General features: G+C 46.5%; 18 protein-coding genes. 16 read left to right on the forward strand and 2 right to left on the reverse strand.

Translation table 11 applies throughout. The features are described from left to right. Both pcaF and ICW03_RS03490 read right to left on the reverse strand, forming a co-directional pair. Window positions 1-1,203 carry a 3-oxoadipyl-CoA thiolase gene (pcaF, locus tag ICW03_RS03485; RefSeq protein ID WP_215349048.1) on the reverse strand — a complete coding sequence of 401 codons (1,203 nt, stop codon included), beginning with the start codon at window positions 1,201-1,203 and terminating at the stop codon, window positions 1-3. Window positions 1,204-1,216: 13 nt separating this feature from the next. Continuing rightward, window positions 1,217-1,993: an IclR family transcriptional regulator gene (locus ICW03_RS03490; RefSeq protein ID WP_215349051.1), complete on the reverse strand. Its 777-nt coding sequence runs from the start codon at window positions 1,991-1,993 to the stop codon at window positions 1,217-1,219. 135 nt (window positions 1,994-2,128) lie between these two features. Here ICW03_RS03490 and ICW03_RS03495 point away from each other — a divergent pair, with 135 nt between their 5' ends. The 16 genes from ICW03_RS03495 (at window position 2,129) to ICW03_RS03570 (ending at window position 20,328) form a co-directional block, all read left to right on the forward strand. Further along, window positions 2,129-3,094: a tripartite tricarboxylate transporter substrate binding protein gene (locus tag ICW03_RS03495; protein ID WP_251374486.1), complete on the forward strand. Its 966-nt coding sequence runs from the start codon at window positions 2,129-2,131 to the stop codon at window positions 3,092-3,094. Window positions 3,095-3,116: 22 nt separating this feature from the next. Then, a complete protein-coding gene (locus tag ICW03_RS03500; RefSeq protein ID WP_215349053.1) occupies window positions 3,117-3,914 on the forward strand; it encodes an enoyl-CoA hydratase/isomerase family protein in 798 nt (265 codons plus the stop codon). A gap of 9 nt (window positions 3,915-3,923) precedes the next feature. Further along, window positions 3,924-6,020: an acetate--CoA ligase family protein gene (locus ICW03_RS03505; protein WP_215349056.1), complete on the forward strand. Its 2,097-nt coding sequence runs from the start codon at window positions 3,924-3,926 to the stop codon at window positions 6,018-6,020. 5 nt (window positions 6,021-6,025) lie between these two features. Then, complete coding sequence (locus ICW03_RS03510; RefSeq protein ID WP_215349059.1) at window positions 6,026-6,844, forward strand: alpha/beta fold hydrolase; 819 nt, start codon at window positions 6,026-6,028, stop codon at window positions 6,842-6,844. Between the two features lie 8 nt (window positions 6,845-6,852). Beyond that, window positions 6,853-8,895: a 3-hydroxyacyl-CoA dehydrogenase NAD-binding domain-containing protein gene (locus ICW03_RS03515; RefSeq protein ID WP_215349062.1), complete on the forward strand. Its 2,043-nt coding sequence runs from the start codon at window positions 6,853-6,855 to the stop codon at window positions 8,893-8,895. 20 nt (window positions 8,896-8,915) lie between these two features. Further along, window positions 8,916-9,866, forward strand: coding sequence for a D-2-hydroxyacid dehydrogenase family protein (locus ICW03_RS03520; protein ID WP_215349064.1), 951 nt, complete (start codon window positions 8,916-8,918; stop codon window positions 9,864-9,866). A 41-nt stretch (window positions 9,867-9,907) separates the two neighbouring features. After that, complete coding sequence (locus ICW03_RS03525; RefSeq protein ID WP_215349066.1) at window positions 9,908-11,053, forward strand: acyl-CoA dehydrogenase family protein; 1,146 nt, start codon at window positions 9,908-9,910, stop codon at window positions 11,051-11,053. 55 nt (window positions 11,054-11,108) lie between these two features. Continuing rightward, window positions 11,109-12,083: a tripartite tricarboxylate transporter substrate binding protein gene (locus tag ICW03_RS03530; RefSeq protein WP_215349069.1), complete on the forward strand. Its 975-nt coding sequence runs from the start codon at window positions 11,109-11,111 to the stop codon at window positions 12,081-12,083. Between the two features lie 3 nt (window positions 12,084-12,086). Beyond that, window positions 12,087-13,445, forward strand: coding sequence for an MmgE/PrpD family protein (locus ICW03_RS03535; protein WP_215349072.1), 1,359 nt, complete (start codon window positions 12,087-12,089; stop codon window positions 13,443-13,445). A gap of 19 nt (window positions 13,446-13,464) precedes the next feature. Then, complete coding sequence (locus tag ICW03_RS03540) at window positions 13,465-14,250, forward strand: class II aldolase/adducin family protein (protein ID WP_215349074.1); 786 nt, start codon at window positions 13,465-13,467, stop codon at window positions 14,248-14,250. A gap of 109 nt (window positions 14,251-14,359) precedes the next feature. After that, entirely contained in the window at window positions 14,360-15,334 is a 975-nt protein-coding gene (locus tag ICW03_RS03545) for a tripartite tricarboxylate transporter substrate binding protein (protein WP_215349077.1), read from the forward strand. A gap of 5 nt (window positions 15,335-15,339) precedes the next feature. Then, window positions 15,340-16,236, forward strand: a complete 897-nt coding sequence (locus ICW03_RS03550; protein WP_215349080.1) for an amidohydrolase — start codon at window positions 15,340-15,342, stop codon at window positions 16,234-16,236. Window position 16,237: 1 nt separating this feature from the next. After that, window positions 16,238-17,230 (forward strand): NAD(P)-dependent oxidoreductase, encoded by a 993-nt coding sequence (locus ICW03_RS03555; protein ID WP_215349082.1) that lies wholly within the window; start codon window positions 16,238-16,240, stop codon window positions 17,228-17,230. Between the two features lie 73 nt (window positions 17,231-17,303). Then, window positions 17,304-18,494, forward strand: coding sequence for a CaiB/BaiF CoA-transferase family protein (locus ICW03_RS03560; protein ID WP_215349084.1), 1,191 nt, complete (start codon window positions 17,304-17,306; stop codon window positions 18,492-18,494). Beyond that, on the forward strand, window positions 18,494-19,309 hold the full coding sequence (locus tag ICW03_RS03565) for an enoyl-CoA hydratase (RefSeq protein WP_215349087.1): 816 nt from the start codon (window positions 18,494-18,496) through the stop codon (window positions 19,307-19,309). The genes ICW03_RS03560 and ICW03_RS03565 overlap by 1 nt, the downstream gene beginning before the upstream one ends. Before the next feature lie 41 nt (window positions 19,310-19,350). Continuing rightward, window positions 19,351-20,328, forward strand: a complete 978-nt coding sequence (locus tag ICW03_RS03570) for a zinc-binding dehydrogenase (RefSeq protein ID WP_215349090.1) — start codon at window positions 19,351-19,353, stop codon at window positions 20,326-20,328. Window positions 20,329-20,363 lie beyond the last annotated feature (35 nt).

Below are 20,363 nucleotides of genomic sequence, written 5' to 3' on the forward strand. Positions count from 1 at the left end.
TTAAACGCGTTCAATTACCATTGCGATACCTTGGCCAACACCAATACACATGGTGCAAAGTGCATAACGCTTTTGCTTTTCTTCAAGCTCAACTAGCGCAGTAGTGACCAAGCGCGCACCGCTCATACCCAGTGGATGACCTAAGGCGATTGCACCTCCGTTTGGATTTACTCGCGCATCATCGTCGGCAACTCCCAGATCTCTCAGGGTAGCAAGGCCTTGAGATGCAAATGCTTCATTTAGTTCTATGACATCCATTTGATCAACTGTCATACCAAGACGCTTCAAAATCTTTTTGGATGCTGGAGCGGGGCCAATACCCATAATTCTCGGGGGAACACCAGCAGTGGCCATGCCCAAAATTTTGGCTCTAGGTTTGAGCTGATATTTTTTAACAGCCTCTTCGCTGGCGAGCAGCAGTGCACAGGCACCATCATTAACCCCGGAAGCATTTCCTGCTGTCACAGTGCCGTCTGGGCGAACGATAGGCTTTAACTTTGCAAGCGCCTCAATGGTGGTTGCGCGAGGATGTTCATCTTGATCGATAACGATGGGATCCCCCTTTTTCTGGGGAATGGTAACCGGTGTAATTTCTTTGGCAAGGCGACCGTTTGCTTGTGAGGCGGCAGCCTTAGCTTGGCTTCGCAGCGCCATCTGATCTTGATCTGCACGGTTGATCTCAAAGTCATCGGCAACATTTTCTGCTGTCTCTGGCATTGAATCTACGCCATATGCTTTTTTCATTAAGGGATTTATAAAGCGCCAACCAATCGTGGTGTCCTGCAAAGAGTGTCCCCGTGAAAATGCAGAGTCTGCTTTGGGCATGACGTAGGGTGCGCGACTCATGCTTTCTGCGCCACCAGCAATTGCTAGATGAATTTCACCAGAAGCAATAGCGCGTGCAGCAGTTCCAATGGCATCCATGCCTGAGCCACATAAACGATTGATTGTGGATCCTGGAACATCGGGTGATAGCCCTGCTAACAAGGAGCTCATGCGTGCAAGATTGCGGTTATCTTCGCCTGCTTGATTTGCGCAGCCATAGATGACCTCATCCACTTCATCCCACTTCACTTGAGGGTTGCGCTCCATTAAAGCTTTAATCGGCACAGCACCCAGATCATCTGCTCGAACCCCTGACAAAGCCCCGCCATATCGGCCTATAGGAGTTCTGATGGCATCGCAAATATAGACAGGTTTCATTTTTAATCTTTAATTAAGTGTGTTTAATTTTGTAAAGTTCTGCATCAATCTTATCTTTTAATTCAAATAGTGCCGGTACATAATTTTCAAGAAGACCATGTAGCTGGCTTTCAGCCGGGGTACTGAAATTGAGTGCGGCGTGCTTTCCATTTAAAAGTTGTATTGAAGTAGAGATCGCGGAAATTTCGGGTAACCAAGTAGCAAGACAATAACCTTTGTTTTGCATAGATTCAATTGCCACTAGTATTTCCCGCTCTATTTGCCCCCAGTTTTTTATTTCACTATTTTTTAATTCCAAAAGCAGGGAAGCGCGACGCTTAGGGTCTAAGCTGGCAATCCAGGCCCTGCCAAGGGAAGTTCTTTCAATCGGAACTCTTTGGCCAGCAGCAACGGTTCTGAGGGCGATATTTTTGGTGTACCGAATCGATTCTAGGTAAACCATTTCATGACGATCGGCAACAGCAAGGCCAACATTGAGCTTCAATTTTTCAGAAGCTTTGCGCATCAAAGGTTCAATCAATCTGAGCTCAACCGAGCTGGTTTTATAAGCGTGTCCGAGACTTAGCACCGTGGGAGCCAAGCGGTAGGCGGACTTCTCTTTGTCATGCTCCAGAAAGCCTGATAGGACCAGGGTTTGCGTTAGACGGCTAATGGTAGATGGTGGCAGTCCGGTCCGTTCGGCAATCTCGCTATTGCCCAGCAAATTCATACCGGGCTTAAAGCAGCGCAATATCTCAATCCCACGTTCCAGGGACCGGTTGAGCTTGGGGGAGGATTTTCTTAATTCCATCTAGTGGAATTAAACCATAAATTTCGGGTTTGGATGGGGGGATACTGCTTCATAAATAACCTAACAACCTAACAACCTAATAAGCACTATGCGGAGACAAATGTGAGTCATTACACGAAAAGCGGAAAATGCGTGATTTTTATAAGTCGACTGTTAGCTGGATTGACTGCCTGTTTAGCTAGCGCTTCAATTCTTGCAGCCTATCCCGATAAACCCATCAAGGTCATCGTACCGTTTGCTCCTGGTGGAGGAACCGATCTCGTAGCAAGAACACTAGCCGTACCAATGTCTGACTCTTTGCGTCAGCCCATCGTGATTGATAACAAGCCGGGTGGAAGCACCATTATTGGAACGGATGCCTTAGCAAAGAGCGCTCCTGATGGTTATACCTTGGTGGTGGCAACATTGGCTCATGCGGTAAACCCAAGCCTAAAAGCAAAGTTACCTTACTCACAAGATAAAGATTTTGCTCCAGTGATATTGGTTGGCGTATCTCCGAATATTGTGGTGGTCTCGTCAGATAGCCCGTATAAAACGTTTGCAGAATTTCTTGCAGCGGCAAAAGCAAATCCAGGAAAACTATCGTATGCATCACAGGGCGGTGGAACTTCAGCCCATCTTGCGGGTGAGCTTTTTAACTCGATGGCCGGTACAAAATTAACTCACGTACCTTATAAGGGCGCAGGCCCAGCTTTGACTGATGTTATTGGTGGACAAGTAGATGTGATGTTTGCCACGGCCTCTGCAGTTGGAAGCCTAGTGGACGCTGGCAAATTACGTGCTCTTGCTGTGACTACGCCAACACGTTCCACCACACCATCGCTGGCCAAGCTTCCTACAGTTGCGGAGAGTGGCGTGCCTGGTTATAACGCAGGCAGTTGGTATGGCTACTTCGCACCAGCTGGCACGCCACCAGATGTCATTAATAAATTAAATGCATCTATCAAAAAAGGTGTGCAAACTCCTGCATTCAAAAGCAGGGTAGAGAGCGAGGGCCTTATGATTAAAACAGGCACTCCAGAGGATTTTGGTAATTTCGTCAAAGCCGAAGAAATTCGCTGGCGCAAGGTTATTAAAGACGCCAACATTAGCCCAGATTAAAAATTGACAACAAGGAAGTGTGATGACTTTTCAACTAATTGAGTTGACCGTTGATGACGGTATAGCAACCTTACGATTAAATCGTCCAGAAAAACGTAATGCCATGAACGACGATATGCGTTCAGAATTTATCGAAGCTCTGGAAATGATTACAGCAGATAAATCTATTCGTGCTCTGGTCTTGACTGGCAACGGTAAAGGTTTTTGTGCGGGCGGAGATATTGCCGGTATGGAAAAACGTATGAAAGCACCGGCAGGAGAGGTGGCTTATAACGGCTGGCATCGTCAACAGCGAGTGCACCATGCTGTTTCGCTATTGCACACTATGCCAAAGCCAGTGATTGCTGCCGTTAATGGCCCGGCATCTGGTTTAGGGGCTGACACCGCCTTAGCATGCGATTTCATCATCGCTTCTGATGCCGCTAATTTTACCTGGTCTTATATTAATCGCGGGATTATTCCGGATGGCGGTGGCATGTATTTCTTGCCAAGGCGCGTGGGCTTGGTAAAGGCAAAAGAATTGATCTTTTCAGGTAGAAAGGTCGATATCGATGAAGCGGCGCGCATTGGCATTGTGGATAAAGTCACCAATTCCGAATCTTTAGTTCAAGAAGCGCAGGCTTGGGCCAAGCAAATGAGTCATGGCTCTGCCACAGCCCTAGCCTTAGGTAAAACTATCTTGAATCAAACATTTGAAACGACTGCTGCGCAAGTGTTTGCCCAAGGCAGTCAAGCTCAAGGAATTTGTTACACCAGCACGGAGCATCGTGAATCAGTATTGGCTTTTTTAGAAAAAGCTGCAGCTGCAAAAAATAAATAAGGCAAAGATATGAGTGGCGCAATTCAGAAATTAATGGAGCCCCGCAGCATTGCGGTTATTGGAGCATCAACAGACCCCAAGAAAACTGCCGGCAGACCAATCGCCTATTTACAAAAGCATCATTTCAAGGGGAAGATCTATCCCATTAATCCTCGAGTAGAAGAAATTGCTGGATTGAAGTGTTACCCAGATATTGCGAGTCTTCCAGAAACACCGGATGTTGCCATCGTGATGGTTGGAACGGACAAAGCATTGACTGCAGTTAAAGAGTTAGCTGCACTGGGAACACCTGCTGCGATTGTTTTAACCAGTGGATTTGCTGAACATGGACCAGAAGGCTTAAAAAAACAAGAAGAGCTCATTAAAGCCGCCGGCAATATGCGGATTCTGGGGCCAAACACCATTGGTATGGTGAACATTACTGACGACATTCCCTTATCGCCAAGTAGTGCTTTGGAGATGGACGAGTTTCCCAAGGGTTCAGTCAGTGTGATTTCTCAAAGCGGTGGAATTTTGGGTTCACTCTTATCTCGTGCCACTGCTTGTGGCCTTGGTTTATCAAAACTGGTCTCCACAAGTAATGAAGCAGATCTTGGCTTGGCAGATTTTGTGGATTATCTGGTTGATGATCCAAGCACCAAGGTAATCGTGCTCTATATAGAAAGCATTCGTCATCCGGATAAATTTCGCGCGTCAGCGCTCAGAGCTAAAAAAGCTGGCAAGCCAATTGTCGTATACAAGGTAGGTAAATCTGAAGCGGGTATTCAGGCCGCTGTCTCGCATACAGGCGCTTTAGCAGGTGCCGACAAAATGTATGACGCGTTATTTAAGCAAACAGGAATTATTCGCGCCAATAAATTTTCAGACTTTTTGGATATCCCTGCTGCACTGTCATCCGGAAGAGTCTTAAAAGGTAAGCGCGTTGCCATCTTGACTTCCACTGGTGGCGCCGGAACCTTGGTAGCCGATAGTTTGGGTGAGTGGGGCTTTGAAACCCCGGTGCCCGATGAGAAAACTGCAGAGCGTTTGCGAGCTCTTCAGCCTGGAGATCAGGCGGTGCTCGATCGCAACCCGATTGATGTGACTTTGGCTGGTCTTCAGCCTGACTTATTGCGTGGCGCCATTAGTGCGTTATTAGATAGCCCAACATACGATGCGTTGATCCTCATTTTGGGATCATCAAGTCTTTCTATGCCAGACCTTATGGCTGGAGCAGTACGTGATTGCATGCAAACTAGCGATAAGCCAGTGATTGCTTATGTCAGTCCACATGCACCTATCGCAGGCGCTCTCATGACAAAGCTTGGCGTCCCGTCGTTTTCACAGCCAGAGAGCTGTAGCGTTGCACTAGGCAGTATGTTGCATGCCAGCCAATTAAAAGAGTCCAGGGTGGATGAGGGTGCGAACATCAACATTCCTGCTGGGTTAGATATCACTAGCTTGCATGGCTCGCTTAATGAGAGCGATGCAAAAAATCTATTCTCTGCTTTTGGAATTCCAGGGGTGCGCGAAGTGATTGTTGATGCGATTAATCCCAATCTTGAAGCGGCAAAGGATTTGGGTGATAGGCTGGTTGTAAAAATTCTATCGAATGAGATTCTTCATAAAACAGAGGTTGGAGGAGTTGCGCTCAATGTTTCATCTTCTGATCTGGCAAGCAAAATCAATGCGATGTCTGCAGACGTTAAATCAAAAGCTGGTGCGACGATTAAACAGTTCTTGGTTCAAGAAATGGCGCAGGGTGGACTTGAGTTTATGGTGGGAATGCATCGCGATCCGCTAGGCACTGCTATTTTGGTGGGTATGGGCGGTGTCACCGCTGAGTTATTTAAAGACACTCATATGCGACTCATTCATCCTGGACGAGCATTTTCGGAGCAAGAGGCGCTGGAGATGCTGAAGGAGCTGAAAACCTGGCCGTTGCTTGATGGTTATCGGGGTAGAGCAAAGTGTGATGTCGCAAGCTTAGTCAAAGCGATTGTTCAGTTTTCAGGAATGGTTGCTGCTCTTGAAGACCGCTTGCTAGAGTGCGAGATTAATCCTATCTTTGTTTTTGGCGAAGGCCGCGGAGTAAAAGCTGCTGATGGTATTGCAGTATTGAACTAAACAGAATGCAGCTCGAGCAAATCAAGACCGTTCATCAAGTGCCCTATAGGGACGGGCACGTGTCCTGGCACGAGTTTGGTTCTGCCAATTTAGACAGCATCCCTTTAGTCTTGCTTCATGGAGGCCACGGTAGCTGGGAGCACTGGCGCAAAAATATCGAGGGATTGGCTGAGCACTTTCATATATATGTGCCAGATATGCCAGGGTTTGGAGACTCCTCATTTTTTGATAGCCAATTTCAGGTTGGAATGATTGATCCCATGATAGCGACGATCAATACCCTGATAGGTGCTAACGAGAAAATTGATATCGCTGGATTTTCTTTTGGTGGTTTTGTAGCGGCTCATATCGCCAACCAAAGGGCTGGTGTACGGAAGCTAGCGTTATTGGGGAGCGCGGGTCATGGCGGCCCTCGCCGCCCAAGGGGTGATTTACTTGCCTGGCAGGAGATTCATGCTAGCGGCAATAATGAAGAGTTAAATCGCGTGATGCGCGAAAACTTGTTTCAGCAAATGTTAAGTTCCTACGACAGAATTGACCCTTTAGCCGTTCGCATTCACCGAGATGCATGCGTAGCTACGCGCTTTAGAAGCAAACCCATTGCTAGACCAGGTGGTTTGGCGGAGCAGCTGGAGATATATGTTGGCCCAACTTTATTAATTTGGGGTGAGCATGACATTACCTGCACCCCGGAATATTTACTTGAAAAATTGGTACATGGCAAACCTAATCGAACTGCAGAAATCATTCTTGATGCAGGTCATTGGGTGCAGTATGAAAAAGCTGATCAAATCAATCAATCATTAATTGCGTGGTTCAAATAAGTAAGGACATGAATACTAAAGTCACTTCTCATCTCGAGTCAGGTGTCATGGTCATCACCGTGAACAATCCGCCAATCAACGCGGGATCTATAGAAGTACGCCAAGGTCTATTGGATGCCATTACTCAGCTCGAAGAAAATTCTGAAGCGCAGGCTGCAGTCATTATTGGTTCAGGTACTACATTTATTGCGGGATCTGATATCAAAGAATTTTCATTGCCTCTAGCGGAGCCACATCTGCCACAGGTAATTGCCGCTATTGAAAATTGCTCTAAGCCGGTTGTTTGTGCCATTCATGGGACTGCTTTGGGTGGTGGCTTTGAGCTTGCTTTGGGTTGTGATGCACGTATCGCCCAAGAAGGAGCGGTAGTTGGTTTGCCAGAAGTTACCTTGGGGATTATTCCTGGCGCTGGCGGTACTCAACGTTTACCAAGGCTGATTGGTATTGAGAAATCTATAGAGCTTATCTGTGGCGCTACTCGTATTAAGGCTGATGAAGCTTTAAAGCTGGGCATTGTTAGTAAAGTTGTCCGCGAGGATTTATTAGGTCACGCTATCATCTTGGCAAAAGAGCTTGGTGGCAAAAAATCACGAGTCCGTGATCTGGTGACGCCAGGTACAGAGGGTGAACATATTGAAGTCGCTGCTCAAAAAGCTTTAAAGGCAGGTAAAAGTCGCCCACAAATCAAAATGGCAATTGAGATGATCCTCAATGCAATGACAATGCCAATTGATCATGGCCTCTCAAAAGAGCGTGAAGTTTTTCAAGGACTTCGAACCTCTACTGAGGCAAAGGCTTTGCGCCATCAATTTTTTGCTGAGCGTAAATTATTTAAGGCCTTGAGTCTAAATAGCGCTCAAGCAAAAACCTTAGAGCGTGTTGCGGTGATTGGCGCTGGCACGATGGGGTCTGGCATAGCAATCGCCTGTCTATCTGCCGGCTACTCAGTGCATTTGCTGGATCAAAGCGCAACTTCATTGGCAAATGGTGTGAAGAAGATTGAAGACTTTTATAGCTCTCGCCTGATAAATGGCAAGATGAGCGCCGAGAAGGTAGCTGCAGCTTTGGGACGCTTTACACATTCTTCACAATGGACTGATATTGCCTCTGCTGACTTAATTATTGAAGCAGTCTTTGAGGATATGGAAGTAAAGCATGCGGTCTTCAAGCAAATTGATGAGCATGCAAAAGCAGATGCATTACTAGCAACCAACACTTCTTACTTAGATATCGAGGCTATTGCCGCTAAAACCCGTAATCCTGCGCGCTTATTTGGCCTGCATTTCTTTAGTCCGGCCAACATCATGAAGTTGATGGAAATTATTCGCCTAAGAGACACATCAGATGCTGTGATCGCTACAGGTTTATTGTTTGCAAAGCGTTTAGGTAAAACCCCGGTAATTAGCGCTAATGCATTTGGCTTTATTGGCAACCGAATTTATGCAGCTTACCGTCGCCAATGCGAGTTCATGATGGAGGAGGGTGCTTATCCAGAGCAGATAGATAAAGCGCTCGAGGAATTTGGATTTGCTATGGGTCCTTTTGCGGTTGCAGACATGTCTGGCCTAGATATTGCTTGGGCGATGCGTAAGAGCCAGGCGGCAAACAGAGACCCAGCAGATCGGTATGTAAGTATTCCAGACTCCTTGTGTTTGGCAGGGCGCTTTGGCCGAAAGACTGGGTCTGGTTACTATGCTTATGATGTTGCTGGAAAACGCACAATAGATCCCTGGGTGCACCAAGTGATCGATGAAGCAAGCGTAGCCAAGAATATTGTGAGAAGAGACTTTTCCTCCCAAGAAATAGTAGACCGCGTACTACTCACCATGGTGAATGAAGTGGCTCACTTAGTATCCGAGAGGGTGGTTGGCGATGCCACTGATTGTGATATTGCTCTAGTCAATGGATATGGGTTCCCACGCTGGCAGGGCGGCCCTGTATTTATGGCTCGTGAGATGGGTCTGGAAAAGTTAAATGCTGCAATCGATACTATTGAGAAGCAAAGTGGCTCAGGCTTTAAACGCGCCAATCTGAATGTCTTGTTTGAATAGAAGAAAGACTGGGAAACTAAATGCATATTGTTATTTCTGACGACTATCAAGATAGCATCCGCCAGCTTAGTTGCTTTGAGAAGACAAAAAACCACACCGTAAAGATCTATAACGATACGGTTACTGGTGTAGACGCTCTGGCAGAGCGCTTCAAAGATGCTGAAGCCATTGTGCTTATCCGCGAAAGAACGGTCATTGACAAAGCGTTGTTGGATCGCTTGCCAAAACTCAAGGTGATCTCGCAAACAGGAAAGATGGCTTCGCATGTTGATTTGGAAGCCTGTAAAGCAAAAGGCATCGTGGTGATGGATGGCCGCGGCTCTGGCGCCGCAACCGCTGAACTCAATATGCTCCTAATTTTGGCTGCATTACGAAAATTCGTTGATGAGGTGAATAGATTAAAAGGTGGTCAGTGGCAGGGCTTTGTAGGTAGCCAGCTGTCAGGTAAGGTGTTAGGTGTTTATGGATTTGGCCGGATCGGCAAGCAAGTCTGTGAGCTCGGCAAAGCCTTTGGTGCAAAGCCTTTGGTATGGGGTCGTGATTCAAGTGTAGAAAAAGCAAAGCAGGCTGGTTATGACGTTGCATCTACTAAGGAAGAATTTTTCCGCAATAGCGACATCGTTTGCCTTCAACTTAGGTTGAACGATCAGACTCGCGGAATTGTGAAAGCATCCGATTTGGCGATGATGAAACCAACATCCTTATTAGTAAATGCTAGTCGTGCTGAATTGATCGAAGAAGGCGCCTTAGAAAAAGCCCTGCAACTAGGTAAGCCTGGGTATGGTGCAGTTGATACCTATGAGTCTGAGCCGATCTTAGGTGCAGATCATCCGCTATTGCATCTCTCAAATTGTTTATGCACACCCCATATTGGATTTGTAGAGCAAGATAACTACGAAGCGTATTTTGGAATCGCCTTTGACAACATTAATGCTTATGCTGCTGGCTCACCACAAAATGTAGTGGTCTAGATCAACAAAGAAAAACAGAAATAGAAAAATAGGAACGAGATATGGACTTTCATTTAAATAGCGAGCAAAAAGCCTTTGCGGAGGCTGTGTCAAAGTTTGCTGAGAAAGAATTAGCTCCGGGCGCATTGGAGCGGGCACATAGTCCAGAGTATCCCTGGGCGATTGCACAGAAGATTAGCGAGCAAGGTTTACTAGGTATCGCTTTTCCTGAAAAGGATGGCGGTATGGGCGGTACATTAATGGATGCTGTAATCGCTATTCAGGAAGTGGCTTTGCATTGCCCTAAATCAGCAGATGTTGTGCAGGCGGGTAATTTTGGCGCCATTAGAACTTTCGTTGAATACGCTAGCGAAGAACAAAAGGAAAAATATTTACCCGACTTGCTTGCGGGCAAAAAAATCCTAGGTTTGGGGATGAGCGAGCCAGGAGCCGGTTCTGCAGTAACGGAATTGGCCACCTCTGCAAAGAAAGTAGACGGTGGCTACCTTATTAATGGTTCTAAAGTTTTCTCTACCCACAGCCCTGAAGCGGGATTATTTTTGGTTTATGTCCGTTTTGGTCCTGGCTTAGATGGCATTGGCTCAGTATTGGTAGAGCGAGGCGCACCGGGCTTGACGATTGGACAGCCTAATAGCTTTATGAGTGGGGAAGAGTGGTCGCAGCTGTATTTCGAGGATTGTTTTGTATCGGATGCTGGGTTGCTCTTGGGACCAGGTGGATTTAAAAAACAAATTAGTGGATTTAACGTCGAGCGCATTGGAAATTCTTCACGCGCGCTTGCCTTAGGTCGATATGCATTTAATAAAGCCAAGGAATATGCTTCTGTGCGCGAACAGTTTGGTAAACAGATTTGCGAATTTCAGGGTATCCAGTGGAAGTTTGCGGAGATGGCCGTCAAACTGGATGCAGCGCAGCTGATGCTTTACAGGGCTGCGGTAAATGCAGAAGGCGGCTTACCATCGGCGTATGAAACAACAGCCGCTAAGCTCATTTGCAACAACACTGGGTTTGAGGTAGCTAACGAGGCTCTACAAATTATGGGTGCTACCGGCTATAGTCAAGAAACCCTAGTGGAGTACTGTGTCAGGCGAACCCGTGGCTGGATGATTGCTGGCGGATCGATCGAAATACTAAAAAATCGCATTGCGGAAGAGGTATTTGACAGGCGCTTTAATCAAAGGGCATAGTAGGGTATTAGCACTTGCATTAACTAAACTAAAAATAAACCAAGAGACAAACAACATGAAACTGATTCAATCGCTAGCAGTATCTTTGGGTTGCGTATTTACATTAGCCTCCGGTGCCTTTGCACAATCCGCAGCAAATTATCCCGACAAGCCTATCAAGATTATTGTGTCGTTTACAGCAGGTGGCACTACCGATATCTTGGCGCGTGAAGTAGGCAATCAAATGAGCATTCGCTGGAAGGTCCCAGTTGTTGTTGAGAACAAGCCTGGTGCTGCTGGTAACTTAGGTACTGAGGTTGTGGGACGAGCAGCTCCTGATGGATATACCTTATTAGCTAGCTCAATTGGTCCGATTTCGATTAACCCAACCTTGTTTGGTAACTTACCTGTCAACCCACAAAAGGCATTGCAGCCTGTAGCGTTGCTTGGTGATGTGCCGAATATCTTGGCGGTGCCTTCAAGCAGTGGCATTAAAAACTGGAAAGAATTCGTCGCATACCTCAAGGCCAACCCTGGTGCCATCAACTATGGCTCCACTGGTATTGGAACCACTGCGCACTTAATCAGTTACTTGTTTGCACAAAAGCTGAATATCGACGCAACTCATATACCTTACAAGGGGGCTGAGGCAACTCGTGATTTGGTGGCAGGTCGTTTGCAATTTATGTTTGCAACAGCACCTTCAGTCGTGCCATTAATCAAAGCAGGGCAGTTAAATGCGATTGCCGTTTCTTCTAAAAAGAGAATCAGTGCAATGCCTGATTTGCCAACTTTGAATGAATTGGGTGTGGACATTGCAACAGGCGCTTGGTTCGGGTTCTTTGCTCCTGCAGGAACAGATCCAGCAATCGTTAAGAAATTAAATGAAACCACTCTTAGTATTTTGGAAGAGCCTGCCATCAAGCAGAAGCTTCTGGGGTTGGGTGCGGATCCCATTCCGATGAATGTTCAAGAATTTACTAAATTTGTTCGCAATGATTTCGCACTCTGGGCACCTATTGTGAAAGCCTCTGGTGCAAAGCCCGAGTAAACGATGACTTTATTAGAGCAATTCGGTAGCTTTATTGAGGGCAGCTATCAGACCACTTTTTCCCCTGAGACTCTCCACAGTGCGCGACGCGCACTGTTGGATTGGCATGGCGCCCTTATTGCAGGGAGTGATACTGATGCTGCACAAAGATTGCGTAAAGGCTATCAAGAAGAGTTTGGGGTAGGGAGCTGTAGCATTGCTGGAAGTTCACAAAAAACATTTTCAAGAGCGGCTGCATTTCTGAATGGAACGATTAGTCACATCGCAGAATTCGATGATATTTTCCGCGATGGTGCCTATCACCCAGCTTGCCCAACCATATCCGCTGCGTTTGCCTTGGCTGAATCGCAAGATAAATCTTTGCAAGATTTGCTAGCAGCCATCATTGTTGGTTACGAGGTATCTACTCGTATCAGCAAGGTTATTCAGCCAAGCCACTATCAGTTTTTTCATACGACTGGTACTGTTGGCGTTTTTGGAGCGGCAGCAGCTTGTGCTCACTTATTGCGACTAAATGCCGCTCAAGCTTGTGATGCCATGGCTACCGCAGGCACATTTGCTAGTGGTCTACAGCAAGCCTTTCGTTCAGATTCGATGACCAAGCCAATGCACCCTGGCCATGCAGCTGAGGTGGGCTTAAATGCGGCGTTATTGGCCCAAGCAGGTATGACAGGTACACCTGATTTACTAGAGGGCGATGCCGGCTTTGGTGCTGCCTTATGTGATAACCCGCGCTGGGATCTTTTATTTAAGGATCTGAGTAAAGGTTGGAATATAGATCAAATGACATTTAAGAATCATGGCTGCTGTGGACATAACTTCCCGGCAATTGATGCGGTATCTCATCTTTTAAATACGCACAATATTGACTCAAAAGAAATTAAGCAGATACGGGTGGGGGGATATAAGCCAACGGTAGAGGTATGCCATTATGTACATCCTAAATCACCATTCGAGGCTAAATTTAGTCTTACCTATACTGTGTCGGCTAGGATCATTCTTGGCCGTGTACGAGAAAAAGCTTTCTTACCAAGCGCATTAAGTAATCCGCAAATCTATGCCATGGAAGAAAAAGTAAAACTTTCGCTAGATCCGGAATGCGCCTCGCATTTCCCAGTCCATCGCTCTGCCAAGGTAGAAATTGAAATGGCAGATGGCACTGTGTATGCACATCATCAGCTCACGCGACATGGCGATCCTGATGAGCCACTAACGGATCAAGAATTGGTGGATAAGTTCCATGAGTTGGCGGAGCCTAGGATAGGTCTGGACCAAGCTCAGATATTAGCTAGTAAGGTGCTGGAAAGTCCTGATATCAAGGTCAGAAAATTAGCTGAGTTATGGTCGAAAATATCTGCTTAGCTATCAAGAGGTGAAAAAAATGAATTTCGGTCGTTTGCAACTAGCTTCTCTTAAAAATCAAGTTACCCCAGAAGAATGGAAGGCTCGGGTTGATTTAGCCGCCTGCTATCGACTGATCGCGCATTATGGAATGTCCGATATGGCGGCAAATCACATCACTATTCGTGTGCCCGGGGAAGAGGGCGCATTTTTAACCAATCCTTACGGCATGATGTACGAGGAGATGACCGCCTCATGTTTCTTAAAGATCAACCATGATGGTGAGGTGTTATTCAAGCCAGACTTTGGTGATCTGAACTACGGTTTTAATAAACCTGGATATATCTTGCATAGCGCAGTTCACAAAGCTCGTCCTGAGGTGGATTGTGTGATTCATACGCACACACCAGCAGGTATGGCGATTTCATCCCTGAAGTGCGGTTTATTGCCAATTAACCAAACTTCCATGCGCTTTCTCAAGATCAGTTATCACGACTATATGGGAGTGGTGCTAGATCTGGCGGAGCAGGAGGTATTGGTCAAAGACTTGGGTACTGCTGAAGCCATGATTTTGCGTAATCATGGCTTGTTGACTGTAGGTAGATCAGTGGGCGAGGCCTTTAACTGGATGCATCGTTTGGAGACTTCCTGCAGGGCTCAATTGGCGGCCATGGCATGCAATACTCCTTTGCAGGAAGTGTCGCCAGAAATCTTGCAAGAAACTTATATGAACTACCAACCCCAAACGCGGCGCCCTTATGGTTTGATGGAGTGGCCTGCCTTATTACGCATGGTTGAGCGCATGGATCCGACATTTAAGGAGTAACTCAAAAATACCCAATTTGAGGTAGGATTGAGCGTAGTGGGGTTACAGAAACGTCCCCAACTAAAAAAGCAGCACCATAAAAATACAAGCGGCAACGCTGGAGACAAACATGCGACAACTTTATTTCCAAAGACTGGCTTTGGGCATCTTGGCATTCTGCTGCTCTTTCGGGGTATCTGCACAAGCTTACCCAAGTAAGACGATTACTTTGGTCGTGCCATTTGCACCGGGCGGCAATATCGATGTCATTGCTAGATCAATAGCACCTTCTCTCGCTAAGGTGACCGGTCAATCAGTCGTCGTGGAGAATAAAGCTGGAGCTGGTGGTGCAATTGGTTCTAGCTATGTTGCACGTGCAGAGCCAGATGGTCATACGTTATTGGTTGCTACGACCAATACCATTTCAGTGCTGCCTTACATGCTAAAGTTGCCGCCTTATAAACCCGATAGCTTTGAGCCAGTTAGTCTGGCGGCAATTTCACCTTTGGTATTGGTGGTTCGTAAAGACGATAAACGCTTTCCAAATGCAAAAGCGTTACTACAGGCTGCTAAAAGTACGCCTGGTTCAATTTCGGTTGGTCATGCAGGACAAGGAACGTCAAACCATATCGCGATCTTACGTTTGGAAGATGCTAGTAAAGCTACTTTTAACGTTATTCCCTACAAAGGATCTGCTCCAGCGCTCACAGACCTCATGGGTGGGCAGATTGATTTTGTTGTTGATCAAATAACCAGTTCTAAGCCATTTATCGATTCAGGAAATTTAAGAGTTTTGGCAGTTTTATCTAAAGAAAGAGATCCTGGTTTGCCGGATTCCCCCACATTGCGCCAAGCAATGGGTGTTGATCTAGATGCCAGTACAACTGCAGGCATCTTGGCGCCTTTAGGAACGCCGCCTAATGTTGTGAAGTCACTGAATGCCTCGTTGAAAAAAGCCATTGATGATAGTGGGGTGCGGGGGCGTTTAAGGGTGCTCGGTAGTACCGCTCAGTCATCCACGCCACAAGAATGGGCTGCAATGTTAAATCAAGAGGCAAGCAACTCACAGGCTTTATTGCAATCTGGAAAAATAAAGGCCGAATAAACCAGATGACCCGCGCATGCCTCCCACCAAAATCAGATCACAGTCCAATTAACTTTGCAGTGCCTCCTGGAGCATGCGATAGCCATGTTCATATATTTGGACCTTTTGCAAAGTATCCGTTGGCCGATGACCGTAGTTACACCCCCCAAGAATATTCACCAGCTCAATTTGCTGCGCATCTAGATGGGATTGGTTTTGCGCGAGGTGTCCTGGTCACTGCGAGTGTTTGCGGAACCAATAACGGTTCTTTATTAGAGGGTCTTGAGCAATATCCCGATCGCTTTAGAGGTATTGTTGTTCCCGATATCAATGTCACCGACAAAGAGCTGGACCGTTGGCATGATTTAGGCGTGCGTGGCGCTCGTTTTAATTTATTGCAAATTGATGGCAAGCCCATGTATCGGAATGGTGTTGGACTCGAGGTATTGCATAAGTTGGCCCCGAAGTTTTCCGAGCGAGGATGGCATGCCCAAATATGGGCGCATGCACCAGACCTGCCTGAGCTCGCACCAAAGCTTTTGCCCTTAGGTTTGCCTTTGGTCATTGATCATATGGGTCGGATGAATACCAGTCATGGCCTGAATAATCCAGGATTTCAATTTTTGTGCAAATTACTTGCAGAGGGTAAAGGCTGGGTCAAAATTTCTGGAGCGGATCGTATTGGTGATGTCAGCAAGGAATATGTGGATGTTGATCCTTTTGCAAAGACATTGCTAGAAGCTAATCCAGATAATGTAGTTTGGGGTACGGATTGGCCTCATATTAATTATTTTGATGCCGCTTTGATTCCTGATGATGGAAGATTGGTGAACTTGTTGTCTCGCTGGATTGATAAGGTCGCCGACCTAGAGCGTGTTTTAGTGACTAATCCCGCTCGCCTCTATGATTTCCCTAGGGTCTAATATGTCACTGCGAGTATTGGTAAGCCCGAATGCTTTGACCGAATTGAAAGGTCTCCTTGTTGGGGAGAAGGGCTTATCGATTGAGCTCATCAATAGCGCGGAGCAAAAGATTGGGGTGGAATTTGATGCTGCCCTTATTTCAAGAGATGTGACCGCCACCTCAACCAAGCAAAAAATTATTCCTTCAACCCAAGCCTTTTACGATCTGTTGCTGAATTCTCGTGATTTGCGTTGGGTACAAATTCATTCAGCTGGGGCGGATCGTCAAATCTACCTGGATTTGATGGCTCGCGGAGTGACAATTTCAGGATCATCTGGCGTCAATGCGCCGATCGTGATGCAAAACGCCATTGCAGGAATATTGATGCTGGCTAGAAAGTTTCCTTTAATGCTCAAGGCCCAGGCTGAGCGTAGGTGGGATCCTTTAATCAAGTATCCGCTTCCTCCTGATCTAGCTGGGCAGACTGCTGTCATTATTGGAAGAGGACCTATTGGCGGGGGCATTGCAAAAGTCTTAGAAGCTATAGGAGTTAAGACGATTTCGGTTGGGTTTAATGCCGCATTGAAAGACGGTAAATCAGCGCAAGATGGCGTGAACCACATCTCAGAATTAAATCAGTTACTACCCCAAGCGCAGTGGCTGGTAATTGCTTGCCCATTGAGCAATGAAACACGCGGCATCATTAATAAAGACTCTATCAAGTTGCTACCTGATGGCGCACATGTCATCAATATTGCTCGCGGTGAAATTATTGTTGAGCCAGATTTAATTGATGCACTCAAGAATCAAAAACTGGCTGGCGCCTATTTAGATGTCTTTGCATCTGAACCGCTAGATGCAGGCTCTCCTCTATGGGGCATGGAAAACGTGATTGTGACCCCGCATTCTGCTGGCCACTCTGCTGGAAATGAAATGCGAGTGCTGGAATTGTTTGTTGAGAATTTACGTTTATTCGCTGACGGTAAAAAACTCAAAAACCAGATTGCTAGCTAGGAAGATTTACTGAGAAGGCCCAAGAAGAAGTGCTGAAAAACACATTTTATTAATATTGAATCGAGTTGAACGTATGCCACATTTACCTGCTTCTGCCGCGCTAGCGCGTTTTCGCGTCATTGATCTGACCCAGGTTAGGGCGGGACCCACAGCCTGTCGCCAGCTAGCAGATTGGGGTGCGGATGTTATTCAAGTGCAAATGCCAGATCACATGCGTGGCGATGACACCTTAGGCGGGCAAGATGGATCCGACTATCAATATACCCATCGCAATAAGCGATCCATCACGTTAAATCTAAAAGAGCCTGAAGGTATTGCAATCCTGAAGAAGTTGATTACAAGTGCTGATGTTGTAGTAGAGAACTTTCGACCTGATGTGAAGTTCCGTTTGGGCATTGATTACGAGACATTAAGCAAGGATCATCCTGGATTGGTATATGCCAGCATTTCTGGGTTTGGCCAAAGCGGTCCATTAGCTCAAAGACCAGGCTTTGATCAAATTGCCCAAGGTATGAGTGGCTTAATGTCTGTTACAGGCATGCCTGGAGAAGGGCCGATGCGCGTAGGCATTCCGATTGCGGATTTATGTGCCGGCATCTTCGCTGCTCAGGGAATATTGGTTGCCTTGCTTGAGCGTGATGCCTCAGGTAAAGGGCAATGGTTGCATACCTCCTTGTTGGAATCCATGGTTTATATGATGGACTTCCAAACTTCACGCTGGTTGATTGAAGGGGATATTCCTACGCAGGCAGGCAACTACCACCCAACCAGTATTCCTACTGGTGTCTATAAGGCTAAAGATGGTTATATGAATATTGCCGTCTTTGGTTCCAAGATATGGGAACGTTTTTGTGACATCTTGGGCGCCCCTGAGTGGGTGACTGATGAGCGCTATAAAGATAAGCAGGGCCGATCAGTTAATAGAGATTCGATTAACGCCGAAATTAATCGCCGGCTAGCCGCACAAGATTGCGCTTATTGGGTAGAGCGCTTTAATTCTGGTGGCGTAGCTTGCGGGCTGATCAATGATGTCAAGGCAGTATTTGAAGAGCCTCAAGTGCAACATTTAGGTATTGTGAAAGAAGTGGTGTCTAAGCATCATGGGCCACAACGTCTTGTTGGGCAGCCTATGCAGTTAGAGAGAACACCTAGCACGATAGCCCGTGCCGCCCCTAAGCGAGGCGAACATAGTGAAGAAATTTTGAAAGAGATTGGCCTAGAGGCGGCCGAACTCACTTTACTGAAATCCAAAGGAGTGTATTAATGAGCGCAGTTACTTATCAATCTAACACTGAGCGCGTAAAGGTATGGCTCGATGAAGATGGCAGCACTTTACAGATCCAATTTAATAATCCCGAGCGTCATAACGCCCTTTCTGTAGATATGTGGGAGGCGGTTACGCCATTGCTCAACGCCGCTGAAAGTGATGAGCGTATTCGGTTGGTCATTTTCTCTGGCGCCGGTGAAAAAGCATTTGTATCGGGTGCTGATATCACTCAGTTTGAAGATATGCGCGCTGCAAAAGAAGCGGTGGCACGTTATGAGTTAATGGCCGAGCAGGCGCTGATGGGTATATACAATTTTGGTAAACCAACATTGGCCCGCATCAAAGGTTATTGCATTGGTGGCGGGGTTAACGTAGCAATGTGTTGCGATATTCGTATTGCCGCTGATGATTCTGTTTTCTCTATTCCAGCTGCACGCTTAGGTTTGGGCTATCGCTATTCCGCACTCAAGAACTTAGTCGATCTGGTTGGCCCCGCGGTGGCTAAAGATCTGTTCTTTACTGCAAGACGTATTAATGCGACGGAGGCACGTGATGTGGGCTTGATTACCCGTATCTGCGAGGTGGGCAAGCTAGATGCTTTAGAGGCTGAATACAAAAAAGCATTAGCAGAAAACGCACCCATCACTGTGTGCGCTGGTAAGGCAATCATTGCCCAGATATTGAAGCCTTCTCCTGAGGTTGACCATGATCATTGCCGTCAGTTGATCAAGGACTGCTTTGAGAGTGAGGATTATGCAGAGGGCAGACGCGCTTTCATGGAGAAGCGTAAGCCTGTATTCCGCGGTAAATAAGCAAACACATTAAAGAAGTTAATTACTTCAGAAAGTAAGTGATGAAGTCATATTGGATGCAAAGCGATGGTGTAAATGCGCAGATAGAAATGCGCGAGGTTGATCAGCCTAAGCCTGGAGCGGATCAGTTGCTGATTCGCGTAAAAGCTGCCGGCTTAAATCGTGGTGAATTCATTCTCGGGCATGGACTTCATAAAGCAGGTGCTGCTAAGCAAATTGGCATGGAAGCGTCAGGCGAGGTTGTTGCCTGCGGTTCAGCAGTTACTGGCTTTAAAGTGGGCGATCGAGTCATGGGCCGTTGCCCCGGTGCTTTTGCAGAATATGCTTTGATGACGGAACGCGAAATCATGCACGCACCAAAATCATTGACCTGGGAACAAGCTGCAGCATTACCGTTAACTTCATTGGTAGTGTTTGATATGTTGGTTTTGCAGGGCCATGTCAAAGCGGGTGAGTGGGTTTTGGTAACTGGTGTCACCTCGGGTGTTGGAGTCACTGCACTGGCAATGGCAAAAGCATTGGGTGCAAAAGTAATTGGTACTTCTGGCTCGCAGGAGAAGTTGGATCAATTGCGCGATCAAGGTCTTGATTTAGGAATCTGTACGCGTGCACCGAATTTCTATGACGCAGTAATGAAGGAAACCGATGGTAAAGGAGTTGATTTAGTCATCAACACCGTTGGCGGTTCAGTCTTTGCTGAATGCGTGCGATCCATGGCCTTCCAAGGCCGCCTGGCAACTGTAGGTTATGTAGATGGTGTATTGAAAGCCGAGATTGACATTGAAGCTTTGCATGCTAAACGTCTGAGCTTATTTGGTGTATCAAATAAATTACGCACACCGGAGCAGCGTGCAGAATCATTGCCTGCTTTTAAGGAGCAAATTTTGCCGTTGATAGAAGCAGGGCGCGTAACACCGATGATTTACAAAACCATTCCCTTTGAAAATCTACTAGAAGCAAAGGCCATGATGGATGGCAATCAGCATTTAGGAAAAATTGTATTAGCAGGAACACCTTAAGTAGTGCCAGTAAAAATAAATAGAAATACAAATCA

The sequence above is a fragment of the Polynucleobacter sp. MWH-Aus1W21 genome, assembly GCF_018687275.1.
Taxonomy (GTDB): domain Bacteria; phylum Pseudomonadota; class Gammaproteobacteria; order Burkholderiales; family Burkholderiaceae; genus Polynucleobacter.